Origin of the sequence: Shimia sp. MMG029 (assembly GCF_027947445.1) — a bacterium.
GTDB lineage: Bacteria > Pseudomonadota > Alphaproteobacteria > Rhodobacterales > Rhodobacteraceae > Shimia.
Genome location: NZ_JAQJIM010000001.1, coordinates 1,334,352 through 1,350,440, shown reverse-complemented (window position 1 = coordinate 1,350,440; position 16,089 = coordinate 1,334,352). Strand labels below are relative to the sequence as shown.

At 57.3% G+C, this 16,089-nt stretch carries 14 protein-coding genes; 6 read left to right on the top strand and 8 right to left on the bottom strand.

Going from position 1 to position 16,089, the window contains the following annotated elements; all coding sequences use genetic code 11:
- Positions 1 to 95: 95 nt before the first annotated feature.
- The 4 genes from gatB to pepN all read right to left on the bottom strand — a co-directional run bounded on the left by gatB (position 96) and on the right by pepN (position 6,112).
- Positions 96 to 1,604: an Asp-tRNA(Asn)/Glu-tRNA(Gln) amidotransferase subunit GatB gene (gene gatB / locus PJL69_RS06450; RefSeq protein WP_271308904.1), complete on the bottom strand. Its 1,509-nt coding sequence runs from the start codon at positions 1,602 to 1,604 to the stop codon at positions 96 to 98.
- A gap of 74 nt (positions 1,605 to 1,678) precedes the next feature.
- Complete coding sequence (locus PJL69_RS06445; RefSeq protein ID WP_271308903.1) at positions 1,679 to 3,010, bottom strand: hypothetical protein; 1,332 nt, start codon at positions 3,008 to 3,010, stop codon at positions 1,679 to 1,681.
- Between the two features lie 112 nt (positions 3,011 to 3,122).
- On the bottom strand, positions 3,123 to 3,554 hold the full coding sequence (locus tag PJL69_RS06440) for a hypothetical protein (protein ID WP_271308902.1): 432 nt from the start codon (positions 3,552 to 3,554) through the stop codon (positions 3,123 to 3,125).
- Complete coding sequence (pepN, locus tag PJL69_RS06435; protein ID WP_271308901.1) at positions 3,551 to 6,112, bottom strand: aminopeptidase N; 2,562 nt, start codon at positions 6,110 to 6,112, stop codon at positions 3,551 to 3,553. The genes PJL69_RS06440 and pepN overlap by 4 nt, the downstream gene beginning before the upstream one ends.
- A gap of 212 nt (positions 6,113 to 6,324) precedes the next feature.
- Here pepN and PJL69_RS06430 point away from each other — a divergent pair, with 212 nt between their 5' ends.
- The 3 genes from PJL69_RS06430 (at position 6,325) to PJL69_RS06420 (ending at position 9,779) form a co-directional block, all read left to right on the top strand.
- Positions 6,325 to 8,457, top strand: a complete 2,133-nt coding sequence (locus PJL69_RS06430) for a malate synthase G (protein ID WP_271308900.1) — start codon at positions 6,325 to 6,327, stop codon at positions 8,455 to 8,457.
- A 51-nt stretch (positions 8,458 to 8,508) separates the two neighbouring features.
- On the top strand, positions 8,509 to 8,934 hold the full coding sequence (locus PJL69_RS06425) for a GlcG/HbpS family heme-binding protein (protein ID WP_209096643.1): 426 nt from the start codon (positions 8,509 to 8,511) through the stop codon (positions 8,932 to 8,934).
- 65 nt (positions 8,935 to 8,999) lie between these two features.
- Positions 9,000 to 9,779 carry a gamma-glutamyl-gamma-aminobutyrate hydrolase family protein gene (locus PJL69_RS06420; protein WP_271308899.1) on the top strand — a complete coding sequence of 260 codons (780 nt, stop codon included), beginning with the start codon at positions 9,000 to 9,002 and terminating at the stop codon, positions 9,777 to 9,779.
- Positions 9,780 to 9,946: 167 nt separating this feature from the next.
- Here PJL69_RS06420 and PJL69_RS06415 read toward each other — a convergent pair whose 3' ends face one another.
- The 3 genes from PJL69_RS06415 to PJL69_RS06405 all read right to left on the bottom strand — a co-directional run bounded on the left by PJL69_RS06415 (position 9,947) and on the right by PJL69_RS06405 (position 11,648).
- The gene (locus tag PJL69_RS06415) at positions 9,947 to 10,120 is read right to left on the bottom strand and encodes a hypothetical protein (protein WP_209096641.1); all 174 of its coding nucleotides are present in this window, start codon (positions 10,118 to 10,120) and stop codon (positions 9,947 to 9,949) included.
- A gap of 123 nt (positions 10,121 to 10,243) precedes the next feature.
- Complete coding sequence (locus PJL69_RS06410; protein ID WP_209096640.1) at positions 10,244 to 10,489, bottom strand: hypothetical protein; 246 nt, start codon at positions 10,487 to 10,489, stop codon at positions 10,244 to 10,246.
- A 406-nt stretch (positions 10,490 to 10,895) separates the two neighbouring features.
- Entirely contained in the window at positions 10,896 to 11,648 is a 753-nt protein-coding gene (locus PJL69_RS06405) for an SDR family NAD(P)-dependent oxidoreductase (RefSeq protein WP_271308898.1), read from the bottom strand.
- 300 nt (positions 11,649 to 11,948) lie between these two features.
- On the opposite strand from PJL69_RS06405, the gene PJL69_RS06400 reads away from it, so the two are divergent.
- The 3 genes from PJL69_RS06400 (at position 11,949) to PJL69_RS06390 (ending at position 15,672) form a co-directional block, all read left to right on the top strand.
- A complete protein-coding gene (locus PJL69_RS06400; protein ID WP_271308897.1) occupies positions 11,949 to 12,416 on the top strand; it encodes a methyltransferase family protein in 468 nt (155 codons plus the stop codon).
- Between the two features lie 132 nt (positions 12,417 to 12,548).
- Entirely contained in the window at positions 12,549 to 14,120 is a 1,572-nt protein-coding gene (locus PJL69_RS06395) for a Re/Si-specific NAD(P)(+) transhydrogenase subunit alpha (RefSeq protein WP_271308896.1), read from the top strand.
- 13 nt (positions 14,121 to 14,133) lie between these two features.
- Entirely contained in the window at positions 14,134 to 15,672 is a 1,539-nt protein-coding gene (locus PJL69_RS06390; protein ID WP_271308895.1) for an NAD(P)(+) transhydrogenase (Re/Si-specific) subunit beta, read from the top strand.
- A 203-nt stretch (positions 15,673 to 15,875) separates the two neighbouring features.
- Here PJL69_RS06390 and PJL69_RS06385 read toward each other — a convergent pair whose 3' ends face one another.
- Positions 15,876 to 16,019 (bottom strand): hypothetical protein, encoded by a 144-nt coding sequence (locus tag PJL69_RS06385; protein ID WP_209096635.1) that lies wholly within the window; start codon positions 16,017 to 16,019, stop codon positions 15,876 to 15,878.
- Positions 16,020 to 16,089 lie beyond the last annotated feature (70 nt).

Genomic DNA, 16,089 nt, shown 5'->3' with positions numbered 1-16,089 from the left:
TCATGGCCTCTGTTAACCTTTGAAACGCGAAAACGCGCCGGTTTTTACACCGACGCGTTACCGTTGCGATACAGACGCAATACCGATGTGGCGTTTTAGCCGTTCAGCTTCTGTGCCACCAATTGGTTAACGGCCTTCGGGTTGGCCTTGCCACCGGTGGCTTTCATCACCTGACCCACAAACCAGCCCGCCAGTTTCGGGTTCTGTTTGGCTTTCTCCACCTGAGCCGGGTTGGCCGCGATAATTTCATCCAGCGCCGCTTCGATTGCGCCAGTGTCGGTCACCTGCTTGAGGCCTTTTTCTTCAACGATCTTAGCGGGATCGTCTTTGGTCTCGATGTGGATTTCCAGCACGTCTTTGGCGATCTTTGTGCTGATTTCATCAGAAGCGACCATGGCCAGAATGGCGGCATTGGCTTCTGGCGCGACCAGCTCTTGTGGGCGAACCTCGGCTTTATTGGCGCGGCCCAGCACTTCATTGATCACCCAGTTTGCGGTCTTCTTGCCGTCACCTTTGCCAACGGAGGCTTCAAAGTAATCGGCCAGATCAACCTCGGCTGTCAGCACCGACGCATCATATTCGGTCACGCCGTAGTCTTTGATAAAACGTGCTTTTTTCTGGTCGGGCAGCTCTGGCAGGGTCTTGGCGATATCGTCCACCCAGCCCTGTTCGATCTCCAGTGGCAGCAGATCGGGATCGGGGAAGTAGCGATAATCATGCGCTTCTTCTTTGGAACGCATGGAGCGGGTTTCGTTCTTGTCCGGATCATAGAGACGGGTCTCCTGATCGACAGAACCACCGGCCTCGACAATCGCGATCTGGCGACGCGCTTCATATTCAATCGCCGCCTGAATGAAGCGCATGGAGTTCATGTTCTTGATTTCGCAACGGGTGCCGAGATGCGAGAAGTCCTGTGTTTCCATGTACTTCTCATACTGGCCCGGACGGCAGATGGAAACGTTCACGTCCGCACGCAGGTTGCCGTTCTGCATGTTGCCATCACAGGTGCCCAGATAGCGCAGGATCTGGCGCAGCTTGGTGACATAGGCGGCGGCTTCTTCAGGGCCGCGGATGTCAGGGCGGCTGACGATTTCCATCAGGGCGACACCGGTGCGGTTCAGGTCCACGAAGGACATGTTCGGATCCATGTCATGCACGGATTTGCCGGCGTCCTGTTCAAGGTGGATGCGCTCCACACGCACCAGACGTGCAACGCCGGGGCCCATGTCCACGAGGATTTCGCCTTCGCCCACAATGGGTTCATAAAGCTGGGAAATTTGGTAACCCTGCGGCAGATCCGGGTAAAAGTAGTTCTTGCGGTCAAAGGCGGATTTCAGGTGGATCTCGGCATTCAGGCCAAGACCTGTGCGCACCGCTTGCTCCACGCAGTATTCATTGATGACAGGCAGCATGCCTGGCATTGCGCTGTCTACGAAAGCCACATTGGCGTTGGGCTCTGCACCAAAGGTGGTGGAGGCACCGGAGAACAGTTTCGCATTGGAAGAAACCTGCGCGTGCACCTCCATACCAATGACCAGTTCCCAGTCATGTTTGGCACCCGCGATCACTTTGGGCTTGGGGGTCTCATATGTCAGGTCGAGCATCGCTCACGCTCCTTAAATCTCTGGCTGGTCTGCGTTCTAGGCCAGCGAGAGATAAGGAGCAAGAGGCAGCAGGCCTATGGGCTGATCTGAGTGATGCCTTCTGGGGAGAAATTGACGGTTTGGCCGGCTTTTAGGCTGGTCATGAACGGCATGGCGACGGCTTGCAGGGCCACATCGCGGCCTTTTTCTGACAGGCGCTCCTTTGAAATGACACGCGATGTGTTTTCAAATCCGATTTCCGCGTGGCCCCAGATCAGGGGGTGAATTTCGCGCAAATGATCATGCACGACCATGTCAAACCCATCTCGCAAGGCCGTTGCAACCGTGTGGTCTAGCGTTCCAGTGTCATATTGACTGAGCGCAAACTGCCAGCTGCGGTGCAGATGTGCCGCCATAAGGTTTGCTGCGTGTTGGGTGCCATGCCTTTCCAGTGCGTCGGCGATGCCATCCAGGAAGTAGTCTATTTCGACCTCGGCCAGGCCATTTGGATCTACCAGCAATGCGTCAAACCAGACCCAAGCATAGGCACCTGCGCCCCAGAGTTCATAGGTTTGCGCGGCGATCCTGCGCGCCTGCAGGTCGAGCTGATCAAAGCTGCCATACCAACGCGGCAGCAGATAATTGCCCAGCGTGCGCATGTGGCGTGGGTTGAGAGGGTCGAGCGCGATGAGGGATTCATATTCGGCGCATAGGGCTTTGGTCGGCTCCGCTGCGCCGGGGAGAAGCGCACAGCGCGCAGCAGAAAGAGCTGGCGAGTGATGTTTCACCGGGCAATACCGTTCCAGGATCTTCTGGGCACGCGCAAAATGCGCTTGAAAGGCTTCTCTATTGATTTCGCGCTCATCATCTCTGGCGATGGCACCTCGCCAGGCCCAGCCGACGTCAATGTGCATGAGCGCCACGACGAGGGCGATTGGATAGCTGTCCGGGATGTCCTCCAGCAAATACTCCATGGCTTCGATGCCATGAAAGAAGTCAGCGTCCTCAGCAGGTTTGCCGTGTAAAAGTGCATGTTCGGCCGCGCGCACCACGTCTGATCGTGCGCCAAAAAGCATCAGTTCAGACAGCGGCGTGCCTGAATTAGTGGCGGCGCGATTTTGATCATGGGTGCGCACGTAATCTTCAAGTTCGTCCCAACGCTCCTGACGGGCCAGAAACTGCCCCTGCGCGCGCAGGCGTTCGCTTTCAATTTGATCAGGCGTGGCAGCGTTGATGGGAATTTGGAGCCTTGGCAGCAGATCACGATAGGTTTGCTGTGCTTGGCCGGTGCGCGTGTCCGGCGCATTTGGGCGCGACGTCGCAAAGGGTTTGCCCAGTCTGCGCAGCACTGGAGCCGCAAATGTGGCAGCGCGCGCGGCATTGGGGCCAGATCGCGTGCTTGACCGTTCTTTGGAAAAGAATTTCATTTTGGCTCCGTTTGGTACTGGAGCTCACTATGAAATTGCTTTCAGGCCAAAAAAGGGCATGAAGTTGAAATCATGCCGTCAAACTCGCGACAGGACGTTGGGCAGATGGGTTTCAGATCAGCCGCAGCCGGTCGCGATTTACGGGGATGCTCAAGTGGTTAAACGCGGCCTCAAGATCAGCGCGGGGTGGCAAAACATCTTGTGGAATCCGGACTTTGGCACCGTCATACATCACCAAAGTTATGCGGAAGGCGACGTTCAGTCGTGTTGCGATTTGAATGGACTGAATTTTCCCAAGCGCGATGTCGGCCTCTTGTGTGGCGTTTTTCCAGCGCACCTCATCCTCCGTCAGGGCAAAGCTTGCCTGCGGATTGAACAGAACATCCACCAGCGTCGGGAGTGTAAAGAGCGAGAGGAAGGCCACAATTGCCCAGTGGGTGCCCGCAAAAAGCAGGCCGCCCAAGGCGACAATGGTCAGCGTCAAAACAATGATGCTGCGCCGGTTGCGGCCTTGAGCGGTATGGCTGAGGAGTATCTCGGTCATGCGTTCAGGATACGTGTCACCATTTCGGTGGTGTCTCGGCTCAGACTGGGTTGGTTGGCGATGCGCTCAAGTTCTGTTTTGATTTTTGCCTGCCGCGCGGAATCGTAGCGTTTCCATGTCTGGAAAGCGCTGCACATGCGCGCAGTGGTTTGCGGGTTCACCGGATCCAGCTTGATCAGCCAATCAGCCAAGAGGGTATATCCGGCACCGCTTTCGTGGTGGAACCCCGCATGATGCATTGCCAAAACGCCCATCACCGCGCGGAAGCGGTTCGGGTTTTTCCAATCAAAATCAGCATGCTCGGTGAGTGCTTGCGCGGTGGATGCGACCGCCTCTGCTTTGGCTTGCATGATTTGCATGGAGAACCATTTGTCAATCACAAGGCGATCATTCTGCCACTGATCATAAAACGCCTGCAGTGCATCAGCGCCTTTGCCTGCATCCAGCAGGGCACCGAGGGCGGCGAGCTGCAGGGTCATGTTGTCCGCCGCCGCATATTGTTTGGCTGCGGCTTCGCCGCCGTCCAGACGTGTCAGCAGAGAGAGTGCTGCATTTGCTAGGCTGCGTTGACCAGCCGGGCCAGCATCTGGGCGGTAGGGGCCGTCAACCTGATTGGCGGCATAAAGCGTGGGCAGAATGTCAGAGAACGCTTGCGCTTTTGCCTCGCGCAGCGCTTCGCTGGCACTGTGAATCGCAGCAGGGTCAGGGATCTGACCCTCTTTGTGTAAAGTGGCGGCAAGCTCAGATTGTGATGGCTGACCGAGCATCAGGGCGCGATAGGCTGGGTCGAGAGTATCATCTGCCAACAGCGCTTTCAGGCCATCAAGGTAGGCCGCGCTGGGCGCTGCGCCGGTTTGAATTGAGTTGAGCAGGCTGTCACGGGCCAGATCACGGCCCGCTTCCCAGCGATTGAACGCATCGGTGTCATGCGCCAGCAAAAACGCACGGCGGGTGTTGTCGATGTCGTGGGTCAGGGTGACCGGTGCTGAGAAGCCGCGCAGGATGGAGGGCACCGGGCGCGTTGCGTGGCCGGTGAAGCTGAAGCTCTGCTCTGTCTCCGTCAGTTCCAAAATCTGGGTAGGCAGCACTTCATCGCCATTGCCATTTAGAAGTCCAACAGCCACGGGTATGACCTGCGGTGCTTTGCTATCCTGACCGGGTTTTGCCGCGCTTTTCTGGCTGAGGTGCAGCGTGAAGGTGTCGCCCTCATACTCCTCACGCACGGTGACTTCGGGCGTGCCGGATTGGGAATACCAGAGTTTGAATTGGCTTAGATCGCGGCCAGTGCTGTCCTCAAACACTTTGATCCAATCCTCGATGGTGCAGGCTTGCCCGTCGTGGCGGTCAAAATAGAGGTCCAGCGCTTTGGCGTAGGCATCATCCCCAACAAGGGTTTTGAGCATGCCAATAACTTCAGCGCCTTTTTCATAGACGGTCGCTGTGTAGAAGTTGTTGATTTCCTGAAAGCTTTCTGGGCGCACAGGGTGGGACAGGGGGCCTTGATCCTCCGGGAACTGGCGCGCGCGCAAAGCGATAACATCATCGATGCGTTTCACCGGTTCAGAGCGCATATCGGCGGTGAACTGGGCGTCGCGGAAAACGGTGAGACCCTCTTTCAAGCACAGCTGAAACCAATCACGGCAGGTGATGCGGTTGCCTGTCCAATTGTGGAAATACTCGTGGGCAATGATCGCTTCGATGCGTTCAAAGTTGCCGTCAGTCGCGGTTTCTGGCGAGGCCAAGACACAGGAGCTGTTGAAGATGTTCAGCCCTTTGTTCTCCATCGCGCCCATGTTGAAGTCATCCACGGCGACGATGTTGAACTCATCGAGATCATATTCCCGGCCATAGACCTCTTCGTCCCATTTCATGGACTTTTTGAGGGCTTCCATGCCGAACGCGCATTTGTGCTCATCGCCGGGGCGCACCCAGATGGCGAGTTTGACGGGCTTGCCCGACCTGGTGGTAAAGCTGTCTTCGTGGGCGATCAGGTCGCCCGCCACCAGGGCAAAGAGGTAGGCCGGTTTGGGCCATGGGTCTGTCCAATTGGCAAAGCCCGCGCCGCTTTCTGCACCGTTGCCATTTGACAGCATGATGGGCGTGTTGTCGCCATCTGATTCAATCCGCACATCAAACGTGGACATCACATCAGGGCGATCCGGGTAGAAGGTGATCTTGCTGAAGCCTTCGGCCTCACATTGGGTGCAGTACATGCCGTTTGACATGTAGAGCCCCTCTAGGGCTGTGTTGGCCTGCGGGTTGATTTCGACTTCTGCTTCCCAGACGAAGGGTGCGTTTGGCACATCTGCTTCCAGCCCGCCATCTACAAGGCGCGGCGTTATTTCTGCGCCGTCAATCTTTGCCGAAATCAGGCTAAGTTGCTCACCATGAAGGAAAAAACGGTTGTCCGTTGCGTCTTGGTTTGGGCGAAACTGAATTTTGGAAAGAACGCGCGTGGCCGTTGGGTGCAGCTGAAAAGTGAGCGCGACGCTGTCCACGATGAAGCCAAAGGCCGTATAATCTTTGAGGTGGATGGTTTGTGGCGCTGCGTCTTTCATCGAACTCTCCATACAGTGTGTGACATCGGTGTAATTCATCCGTCGCTGCCTGCAAGAGGAGATGCGCCATTCTCTGTGCAAGCCTAAAGACTGCAGAGACTATTCGGTTTTGTTTGAAAATATCTTTGGTAAAAAAAGATAACCAATTTTGTTGCCTATCGGAAACTCATGCCTTAATTGGGAAACGATACAAGCCAAATGGGAGAGCCGCGATGACCGATCGGGTGGAGAAGCACGGGCTGCAAATTGCTCAGGAACTCTATGATTTCATTGTAGATCAAGCGTTGCCGGGAACGGGCGTCGCGGAAGATGCATTCTGGGCGGGGCTGAGCGCATTGGCGCATGATTTTGGTCCGGAAAACCGCGCGTTGCTGGAAAAGCGCGAAGAAATTCAGCAGAAGCTGGATGGCTGGCATTTGGCGAACAAAGGCAATGTGCATGATGCCGAGGCCTATCAAGCCTTCTTGAAAGAGATCGGCTATCTGGTGCCCGAAGGTGAGGATTTTGCGGTTGAAACTGCGAATGTCGACCCTGAGATCGCGACCATTCCTGGCCCTCAGTTGGTTGTCCCGATCACCAATGCTCGTTTCGCCCTGAACGCCGCCAATGCCCGTTGGGGCAGCCTTTATGATGCGCTCTATGGCACCGATGCCATGGGCGATTTGCCTGCAGGTGGTGGATATGACGCGGCCCGCGGCGCGCGCGTGATTGCCTGGGGGCGGGACTTCCTTGACCGCGCAGTCCCTCTGGCGGAAGGCTCCTGGAGCGATGTGTCTTCTTTGAGCGTTGTCGAAGGCGCTTTGAAGCCCGCGCTCAAGAACGTCAGCGCTTTTGCCGGTCATGTGGGAGATGCTGCGGACCCGTCCCGTATCGTTTTGAAGAACAACAGTCTGCATGTGGTCATCGAGATTGATGCGGCAGGCAACATTGGCGCAAGCGATGCGGCCAATATCAATGACATCACGCTGGAAAGTGCGCTGTCCACGATCATGGATTGCGAAGATTCCGTGGCCTGTGTGGATGCCGAAGACAAGGTTGTTGCCTATGGCAACTGGCTGGGTCTGATGAAACGCGATCTCGCAGAAGAGGTTTCCAAAGGTGGCAAGACCTTCACCCGCGTTTTGAACGATGATGTAACCTTTACGGCAGCGAACGGTGGTGAAACCGTTTTGAAAGGCCGTTCCCTGATGCTGGTGCGCAACGTAGGCCACCTGATGACCAATCCGGCGGTTCTGGATCAGGACGGCAATGAGATTGGCGAAGGGCTGATGGATGCGCTAGTCACGGTGATGATCGCGATGCATGACCTGCAGCAGGAAAGTGGCAACTCGGTGCATGGTTCGGTTTACGTTGTAAAACCGAAGATGCACGGGCCGGAAGAAGTGACCTTCTCTGATCGTATCTTTGCCAAGGTTGAAGATGTGCTTGGTCTGCCGCGCAACACGGTGAAAATGGGGATCATGGATGAGGAACGCCGCACCTCGGCCAACCTCAAGGAATGTATCCGCGCAGCCAAAACGCGTGTGGCCTTCATCAACACCGGTTTCCTTGATCGCACTGGCGATGAGATTCACAGCTCTATGGAAGCGGGGACCTTCCTGCGCAAAGGTGAGATGAAGGCAACGCCATGGATTGCGTCCTATGAGGATCGCAATGTGGATATTGGCCTGGCCTGTGGCCTGCAGGGTAAGGCGCAGATTGGTAAGGGCATGTGGGCCATGCCGGATCTGATGGGCGCGATGCTTGAGCAGAAGATCGGCCATCCGAAATCTGGGGCAAACTGTGCCTGGGTACCGTCCCCCACTGCGGCGACATTGCATGCGACACATTATCATGAGGTTGATGTGCTGGCGCGCCAGGATGAGATCAAAGCAGGTGGTCTGCGTGGGACATTGGATGACCTGCTGACCATTCCTGTGATGGATGGGCAGAACCTTTCGCCAGAAGAGATTGCAGCAGAAGTTGAAAACAATGCGCAGGGTATTCTGGGCTATGTGGTGCGCTGGATCGATCAGGGCATTGGCTGTTCTAAGGTGCCAGACATCAATAATGTGGGTCTGATGGAAGACCGTGCCACCTGCCGGATTTCCAGCCAAGGTCTGGCGAATTGGCTGCATCAGGGCGTTGTCACGCAAGAGCAGGTGATGGCCGCAATGCAGAAGATGGCTGTCGTGGTTGATGGACAGAATGCCAATGATCCGCTGTATGTTCCGATGGCGCCGAATTTTGACGGAGTCGCATTCCAAGCGGCCTGTGATCTGGTCTTTAAGGGGCGGGTGCAACCGTCTGGCTATACTGAGCCAGTGCTGCATGCGCGGCGTCTCGAACTGAAGGCTCAGGCATAACATTCAAGGTCAGGGCCATGCCCTGACCTTTCTTTATGGGAAGGAAACACCATGACAATTTCATTGCGACGCGCGCGTACAATCATTCGTAAGGCGCTGGAAAAGGGCCGTGAAATGGAGCTGAAGCCACTGTCGGTTGTGGTTTTGGACGCAGGCGGCCACGTGCAGGCGTTTGAGCGGGAAGATGGTGCGGCACCCGGGCGTTTTGCCATTGCCCACGGCAAGGCTTACGGCGCGGTGATGCTGGGCATGGCGGGCAGCGCACAGATGGCGCGAGCCGAGCAGCAGGCCTATTTCATGGCGGCGGTGAATGGCGTTTATGGTGGGCAGGTTGTACCCGTGCCGGGTGGTGTTCTGCTGCGCGACAAGAAGGGCGCTGTGATTGGCGCTGTGGGTGTGACTGGGGATACGTCCGATAATGATGCAATTGCCGCGATGGCGGGCATTGATGCGGTTGGATTGACCGGCGAAATCTGATCGGGGCTTTCTCTTAAGCTGCGCAGCGCCTATGTTGAGCTGCGCAGCAAGACAAAGAGGCTTTCATGACGCGACCAGTCGTCGGGATTATCGGAAACCACCACCTTATTAATGACGAGTATCCAGCACATGCTGGGGGAGCCATGAATTCCGAAGCGGTTTCAATGGTTTCTGGTTGTATGCCGCTGCTTGTTCCAGCGGATCCGCGCTATCTGTCTGTCGAAGAATTGCTGGCCACCTGTGATGGTTTTCTGCTGACGGGCGGTCGGCCCAATGTCCATCCTGAAGAATATGGGGAAGCGGCCACGGAAGCGCATGGCGCGTTTGATCGGGCGCGGGATTCCATCGTGCTTCCACTGGTGCGGGCCTGTGTGGAGTCTGGGCAGCCGTTCTTTGGGATTTGTCGGGGATTTCAAGAGGTTAATGTCGCCATGGGCGGCAGTCTTTACCCCGAAATTCGCGATCTGCCGGGGCGGGACAACCACCGCATGCCGCCAGATGGCACGCTGGAAGAGAAGTTTGAGCTGCGCCATATCGTGACCTTTAGCGAGGATGGGCCCTTTCACAAGCTTATGGGCGCGCGCGAAGTTCTGACAAACACCTTGCACGGGCAGGGCATCAAACGCCCGGGAAGTCGTGTGATTATAGATGGTTACGCGCCTGATGGGACGCCAGAGGCAATCTACATCAAAGATGCGCCGGGCTTTACCATGTCGGTGCAGTGGCATCCGGAATGGCAGGCGGGGGTGGACCCTGTGAGCCGCCCGCTTTTTGAAGCCTTTGGCGAGGCGGTGCGGGCCTGGTCTGCCAACGAAGAAGCGCGGCCAGTTCTGAAATCCGCCTAAAGGTTAACGCCAGAAAACGTTGATTTCGCACGTCGGTATTGCGTCTGTATTGCGGCGGTATCGCGACGGTGCGTTTTTCCGACCGCTTATTGGTTAACTTGGCGACAGTCGTAAACGGAAACGCGGCGTCCGAACCCGTCAGTCTGGCAGGATGCGCAGTGCTGGCCTCATTCTTCGACAGGTGTGGTGGGTGCAGCTTCGATGGATGGAAGCTCAACGTTTTCGACATCTGGCAACGAGACGCTGATCGACAGAACGATGAAGAGCATCGCGACCGCGACCGCCGCAATGGCAAAGAAGCTGAGGATGGTGCCGCGCCTTGATTTGGATCCGGTGGACATAGGCTTCTCCTGAAAGATATGGGCATTGGTGATGCGCCAATCCGGTGAAGGTTTCGGGAAGGTCGACACCCGCAGTGCAGGTGCCGACAGAGCGCCATTGGGGGATGGCGGGATCAGCACGGTTTATTCGGCCGGGGCGACGATCAATCCGCTTTCCAAAGCAGCAGTGAGTTCGTCCTCGTCAACCGCGCTGTCGCCGCTGGTATCAACCGCGTTGAAAGCCTCTGGGGTGAGCGACGGATAGACCGTTGCCATTTCGTCAAATGAGATCAGGCTGTCGCCGTTTTGATCGACCTCTGCGACGGTCAGGGCAAAGGAAGGCGCTGCGATCAGGGCGGCAAATGATGTGGTGAGTGCGAAGCGACGCATGGGTGTTCTCCTTGATGTAAGCACAGCGGGACTGTCTCGCCGTGTGCTATAAATCTTCATCAGAGGTGAAAGATTATCAATATCAATGGTTTGCGCGATTTTGCCGATGGCGGGCTCTTGCTGGGGCGCAGTGGCAAAACCCTGCCGAACCTGACACAGCGGCGCGCAGTGGCGCTGCTCCGGCCAGAGATTTAACGGTATTGCGCTGGGTCGCGGGCCGTCAGGGGTTTGGGCAGTTTGAAGCTGATCGTGAGCGGGGGCTTGCAGTTTGTGGATTTGACAGGCCACCGCCCACAGGCTGGGTGGTCACATCGGCGGGCTTACGCTCGCTAATGTGACGAATTTAGGGATTTCTGAGGTGCGACTCAGCCGCGGTGCTGCTGTACTGCGGCGAGCCAAAGGCGCGCTACAGCTCTCCGCCAGAGACCTGAATCATCTGGCCGCGGATCGAGTCAGCCATATCAGAGCAGAGGTAGAGCGCGGAATGGGCGACCTCCTCTGGGGTGATGAGACGGCCATGGGGATTAACGCCCACCATCATATGGCGGGCTTCTTCCTCGCTGCAGCCGGTTCGGGCCATGATGCTCTCGATGTTTTGGTCGATGATTGGGGTTTCCACATAGGCGGGGCAGATCGAATTAAAGGTGATGGGTTTGTTGGCGTAATCGGCGGCCAGTGATTTGATCATGCCGTTGACTGCGTGTTTCGTAGTGGAATAGGCGGGCGCGCCTTTGAGCCCACGCAGACCTGCGATGGAGGAGATCACCATGACCCGGCCCCAGTCGGTCTGGGTCATGGATTTGAGGCTTTCGCGGATGGTGAGGAAAACGCCATCGATGTTGATGGACATCATCCTGCGCCAGAATTCCATATCGGTTTTGTGCAGTGCGCGGCCTTCGGCAATGCCTGCGTTGGCGACGCAGATCTGGATCGGGCCACGCGCCGCAACGGCGGCGGCCACACCTTCGACGACGGAGCTTTCATCGGCAACGTCCATCGCCAAAGGGTGCAGACCATCGGTGGCGGCCTCTTCCAGAACATTTAAGCGCCGCCCGGTGATGGTGACTTCTGCGCCCTCAGCCGCCAGCGCGCGGGCAATGGCAAGACCGATGCCGGTGCCGCCGCCTGTCACAAGAGCGTGTTTTCCGTGCAGTGACATTGTGATCTCCTCCCTCTGTGGTTTAGCGTGAGAGTAGCGGGAGCGGCGGTTCTGACAAGCAGTGTGGTTGCAAACGCCGCGCCGTCATTTTGAGCGCATCTCATGGAACGGCGGCACGATCCTTACAAAACCTGTGTGCTTTTCGTTTCATTTTTCCAAAAACAGCAGACATTCTGTCCTTTTTCGCAATTGAGGCATTTTGTGCCGTTGCGTCATCGGCTGAGATCGCTAAACGGGAGGGGACGCTGTTGCGTCGGAGCAGACGCACGAAGCGTCGCAAGCCAGTCTAGGAGCCTGTGCATGACCATCGCCGCAAGACGGTATTTTTGTGACCTGCCACCCGTGTGGCTTGTGGCGGCCCTGCTTTTCGCTTGGGGTCAGGCGCGGTATTTTTCGTTAGGATTAAGTTTCGGCCCGGTTTGGGCAGACCTGCTGGGCGGGCTGCTGGTGGGTGGCGGTGGCGTACTTGTTATGTTGGCGATCATGGAGATGCGGCGCCATCGCACCACACTGCATCCACACCATGACGCTGCGCATTTGGTCCAGAGCGGGATCTTTCGCCGCTCACGCAATCCAATCTACCTTGCGGATCTGATGATTTTGACAGGGTTTATCCTGTTTTGGGATGCGGTGCTTTCGCTGCCGCTTGTGCCTTTGTTCCTGTGGATGCTGGAGCGGCGCTTTGTGATCCCGGAAGAAAACCGTTTGCGGCGCCAGTTCCGCATGGATTTTGCAAAGTACTGCGAAAAAACGCGGCGGTGGCTGTGATGCCGTTGCGTCGACTGCGCCAGATGGCGGCTTGTTTGCTTGTGCAGCAAAAAATTGGCGTTAAAACTTTATGCAAGTGCAGGGCGCTTGCGTGAAATATTATTGCTTTGACTCTGAAGGGGGATAAGAAAGGTGAAAATAGGTACACCAAAAGAGGTGTTTGAGGGCGAAAACCGGGTCGCGATGACGCCGGATTCGGCCAAGCAGCTCCAGAAACTGGGCTATGACTGTGCCATCGAAAGTGGTGCAGGTGCCGGCGCAGGCTTTTCCGATGCGGCCTATGAGGCAGCGGGCGTTGAGGTGGTCAAAACCGCAGCGGGCCTTTGGAAAGAGGTCGATATTGTTGCCAAGGTGCGCCAGCCAAACGCCACTGAACTCAAGCGTCTGACCAAAGGCAAAACGCTGATTTCCTTCTTCAACCCGGCGGGCAATGAAGAGGGCATGGACGCGGCCAAAGCCAAAGGCGCCAATGTGATCGCCATGGAAATGGTGCCGCGTATTTCGCGCGCGCAGAAAATGGATGCGCTGTCCTCGATGGCGAACATCGCGGGCTATCGCGCGGTGATCGAGGCGGGCAACAACTTTGGCCGGTTCTTCACCGGTCAGGTGACCGCCGCGGGTAAAGTGCCGCCAGCGAAAGTGCTGGTTGTGGGCGCCGGTGTGGCCGGTCTGGCCGCGATTGGCACCTCGACCAGCCTAGGCGCGATCACCTATGCGTTTGACGTGCGCCCCGAAGTGGCGGAGCAGGTTGAGAGCATGGGCGCCGAGTTTGTCTATCTCGACTTTGAGGAAGAGCAGGCGGATGGCGCGGCCACTGGTGGCTATGCCTCTGTGCAGTCTGATGAATTCCGCGAAGCGCAGCTGGCGAAGTTCCGCGAGCTGGCACCCGAAGTGGACATCGTGATCACCACAGCGCTGATCCCGAACCGCGCAGCACCAATCCTTTGGACCAAGGATATGGTTGAGGCGATGAAGCCGGGTTCCGTGATTGTTGACCTTGCGGCAGAGCGCGGCGGCAACGTGGAAGGCACCGTTGCGGATGAGAAGGTTGTGACCGACAATGGCGTGACTATTGTGGGCTATACCGACTTCCCAAGCCGGATGGCGGCGCAGTCCTCCAGCCTCTATGCGACCAATATTCGCCACATGATGTCTGACCTCACGCCTGAGAAAGACGGGCAGGTCAATCACGACATGGAAGATGACGTGATCCGTGGCGCGACCGTAACCTTTGAGGGGGAAATCACCTTCCCGCCGCCACCCCCAAAGGTGCAGGCGATTGCGGCCAAGCCCAAAGAGGTGGTGCCGGAGTTGACCCCGGAAGAGAAGCGCGCGGCAGAGGTGGCGGCGTTTAAGGCGCAGACCAAACAGCAGGTGACCCTTCTGGGTGTGGGTGGTGCGCTGCTCTTGCTCGTTGGGCTGGTGGCCCCGGCGAGCTTCATGCAGCACTTTATCGTGTTCGTGCTGGCGTGTTTTGTGGGCTTCCAGGTGATCTGGGGTGTGGCGCACAGCCTGCACACGCCGTTGATGGCGGTCACAAATGCGATTTCGTCGATCATCATTCTGGGTGCCTTGATGCAGATCGGCTCGGGGAGCTTCCTCGTGATCCTGCTGGCGGCGCTCTCTGTTTTCATGGCCGGGATCAATATCTTCGGCGGTTTCCTCGTGACACGGCGCATGCTCGCCATGTTCCAGAAATCCTAAGGAGGTCTGAGCAATGGACTTTGGTTTTACGACCGCCGCTTACGTTGTTGCGGCAGTGCTCTTCATCCTGTCCTTGGGTGGACTGAGCAATCAGGAAAGCGCGAAACGCGCGGTGTGGTATGGCATTGTCGGCATGGCGCTGGCGGTGTTTGCCACGCTGATTGGCCCCGGTGCCGGCCTGTGGTGGCTGTCTGTGCCGCTGATCATCGCCGGTGGTGCGATCGGCTATCAGCTGGCCAGCAAGGTCGAAATGACCCAGATGCCGGAACTGGTGGCAGGCATGCACGCGCTCGTCGGTCTGGCGGCTGTGTTTGTGGGCTTCAACGCGCATTTTGAGCTGGCCAATGTGCTGGCGCTGAAAGGTGCGATTGTGACCCTGCTGCCAGAGGTGGCGGGCATTCTGACCAGCCCGAAAGGCTTTGTCTGGCCTGCGGAACTGGCGCTGGTGGCTGAAACAAAGGCGCTGGTGGAAGAGTATAAATCTCTGGACGGTTTTGCCGCGCTTCTGGCGAAGAAAGATGCGGTCGAAGTGGGCATCCTGCGGATCGAGGCCAGCCTTGGCATCTGGATCGGTGCGGTGACCTTCACTGGCTCCGTCATCGCCTATGGCAAGCTCTCTGGCCGCGTGACCTCTGCAGCAGAAAAACTGCCCGGCGGCCATATGCTCAATGCCGGTGCGGCGGCGCTCTCTGTTCTGTGCCTGATCTGGTACATGAACTCTGCCAGCCTGCTGCCGCTGTTGATCCTGACCATTGCGGCGCTGTTCATTGGCTATCACCTGATCATGGGCATCGGTGGCGCGGATATGCCGGTGGTTGTCTCCATGTTGAACAGCTATTCCGGCTGGGCTGCGGCGGCGATTGGCTTCTCCCTTGGCAACGACCTGCTGATCGTTGTGGGCGCGCTGGTGGGCTCTTCGGGGGCGATCTTGTCCTACATCATGTGTAAGGCGATGAACCGCTCCTTTGTGTCGGTGATCCTGGGCGGCTTTGGTGGCGCATCTGGTCCGGCCATGGAAGTGGAAGGCGAGCAGATCGCGATTGAGGCTGACGGTGTGGCGGCAGCGCTGGATGATGCAGACAGTGTTGTGATCATTCCGGGCTACGGCATGGCGGTGGCACAGGCGCAGCAGAATGTGGCGGAGCTGACCCGTCGTCTGCGTGCCAAAGGCAAGAACGTGCGCTTTGCGATCCACCCGGTTGCGGGCCGTTTGCCAGGCCACATGAATGTGCTCTTGGCGGAAGCAAAGGTGCCTTATGACATCGTGCTGGAGATGGATGAGATCAATGATGACTTCCCGGAAACGGATGTGGCCATCGTGATCGGCTCCAACGACATCGTGAACCCAGCTGCGCAAGAAGATCCGAACAGCCCGATTGCTGGCATGCCGGTTCTGGAGTGCTGGAAAGCGAAACAGGTGTTTGTCTCCAAGCGTGGGCAGGGTACCGGGTATTCCGGCATCGAGAACCCGCTGTTCTTCAAAGAGAACACCCGGATGTTCTATGGTGATGCAAAGGCGAGCCTTGATAAGCTGCTGACCATGATCGACTGATCCGGTTTAGGATAAAATGTGGAAAGGCGCTCCGGTTGGGGCGCCTTTTCTTTTGCCGGGTCTGTGCCACGCTGAGGGACGCCTCCGGCGGGGATATTTGGAGAATGAGACTTCGGAATGGAGTGCGCGCATTTGCGCAGGGCTTCACACGCAGGAACAGAGAGGCTGCGTTGGTTATTGAGACGTGCCCTCAGGGGAAGGCACTATCGCCAGAAGGCGAGCCATTCGATCAGGTCGATGAATTTCTGGGCGAGGAAAAATGAGGCAGCGCTGTTGTTGAACACCACGTCGAGGCCCAGTCCCGTCAAAACAACAGCGCCGAGGAAAATCGCGATGGGATTGGTCATGAAGCGCTGCGCCCCCGGATGGTCGTGGTCAGAGCAGATATGCCTGACCCCATCCGAGGGCGCAAGATTT

Coding starts and splice junctions, on each gene's coding strand:
- PJL69_RS06440 (WP_271308902.1), bottom strand. CDS start 3,554: ATGACCGAGATACTCCTCAGCCATACCGCTCAAGGCCGCAACCGGCGC.
- PJL69_RS06425 (WP_209096643.1), top strand. CDS start 8,509: ATGACAATTTCATTGCGACGCGCGCGTACAATCATTCGTAAGGCGCTG.
- PJL69_RS06390 (WP_271308895.1), top strand. CDS start 14,134: ATGGACTTTGGTTTTACGACCGCCGCTTACGTTGTTGCGGCAGTGCTC.
- PJL69_RS06420 (WP_271308899.1), top strand. CDS start 9,000: ATGACGCGACCAGTCGTCGGGATTATCGGAAACCACCACCTTATTAAT.
- PJL69_RS06415 (WP_209096641.1), bottom strand. CDS start 10,120: ATGTCCACCGGATCCAAATCAAGGCGCGGCACCATCCTCAGCTTCTTT.
- PJL69_RS06410 (WP_209096640.1), bottom strand. CDS start 10,489: ATGCGTCGCTTCGCACTCACCACATCATTTGCCGCCCTGATCGCAGCG.
- PJL69_RS06430 (WP_271308900.1), top strand. CDS start 6,325: ATGACCGATCGGGTGGAGAAGCACGGGCTGCAAATTGCTCAGGAACTC.
- PJL69_RS06445 (WP_271308903.1), bottom strand. CDS start 3,010: ATGAAATTCTTTTCCAAAGAACGGTCAAGCACGCGATCTGGCCCCAAT.
- PJL69_RS06385 (WP_209096635.1), bottom strand. CDS start 16,019: ATGACCAATCCCATCGCGATTTTCCTCGGCGCTGTTGTTTTGACGGGA.
- PJL69_RS06405 (WP_271308898.1), bottom strand. CDS start 11,648: ATGTCACTGCACGGAAAACACGCTCTTGTGACAGGCGGCGGCACCGGC.
- gatB (WP_271308904.1), bottom strand. CDS start 1,604: ATGCTCGACCTGACATATGAGACCCCCAAGCCCAAAGTGATCGCGGGT.
- pepN (WP_271308901.1), bottom strand. CDS start 6,112: ATGAAAGACGCAGCGCCACAAACCATCCACCTCAAAGATTATACGGCC.
- PJL69_RS06400 (WP_271308897.1), top strand. CDS start 11,949: ATGACCATCGCCGCAAGACGGTATTTTTGTGACCTGCCACCCGTGTGG.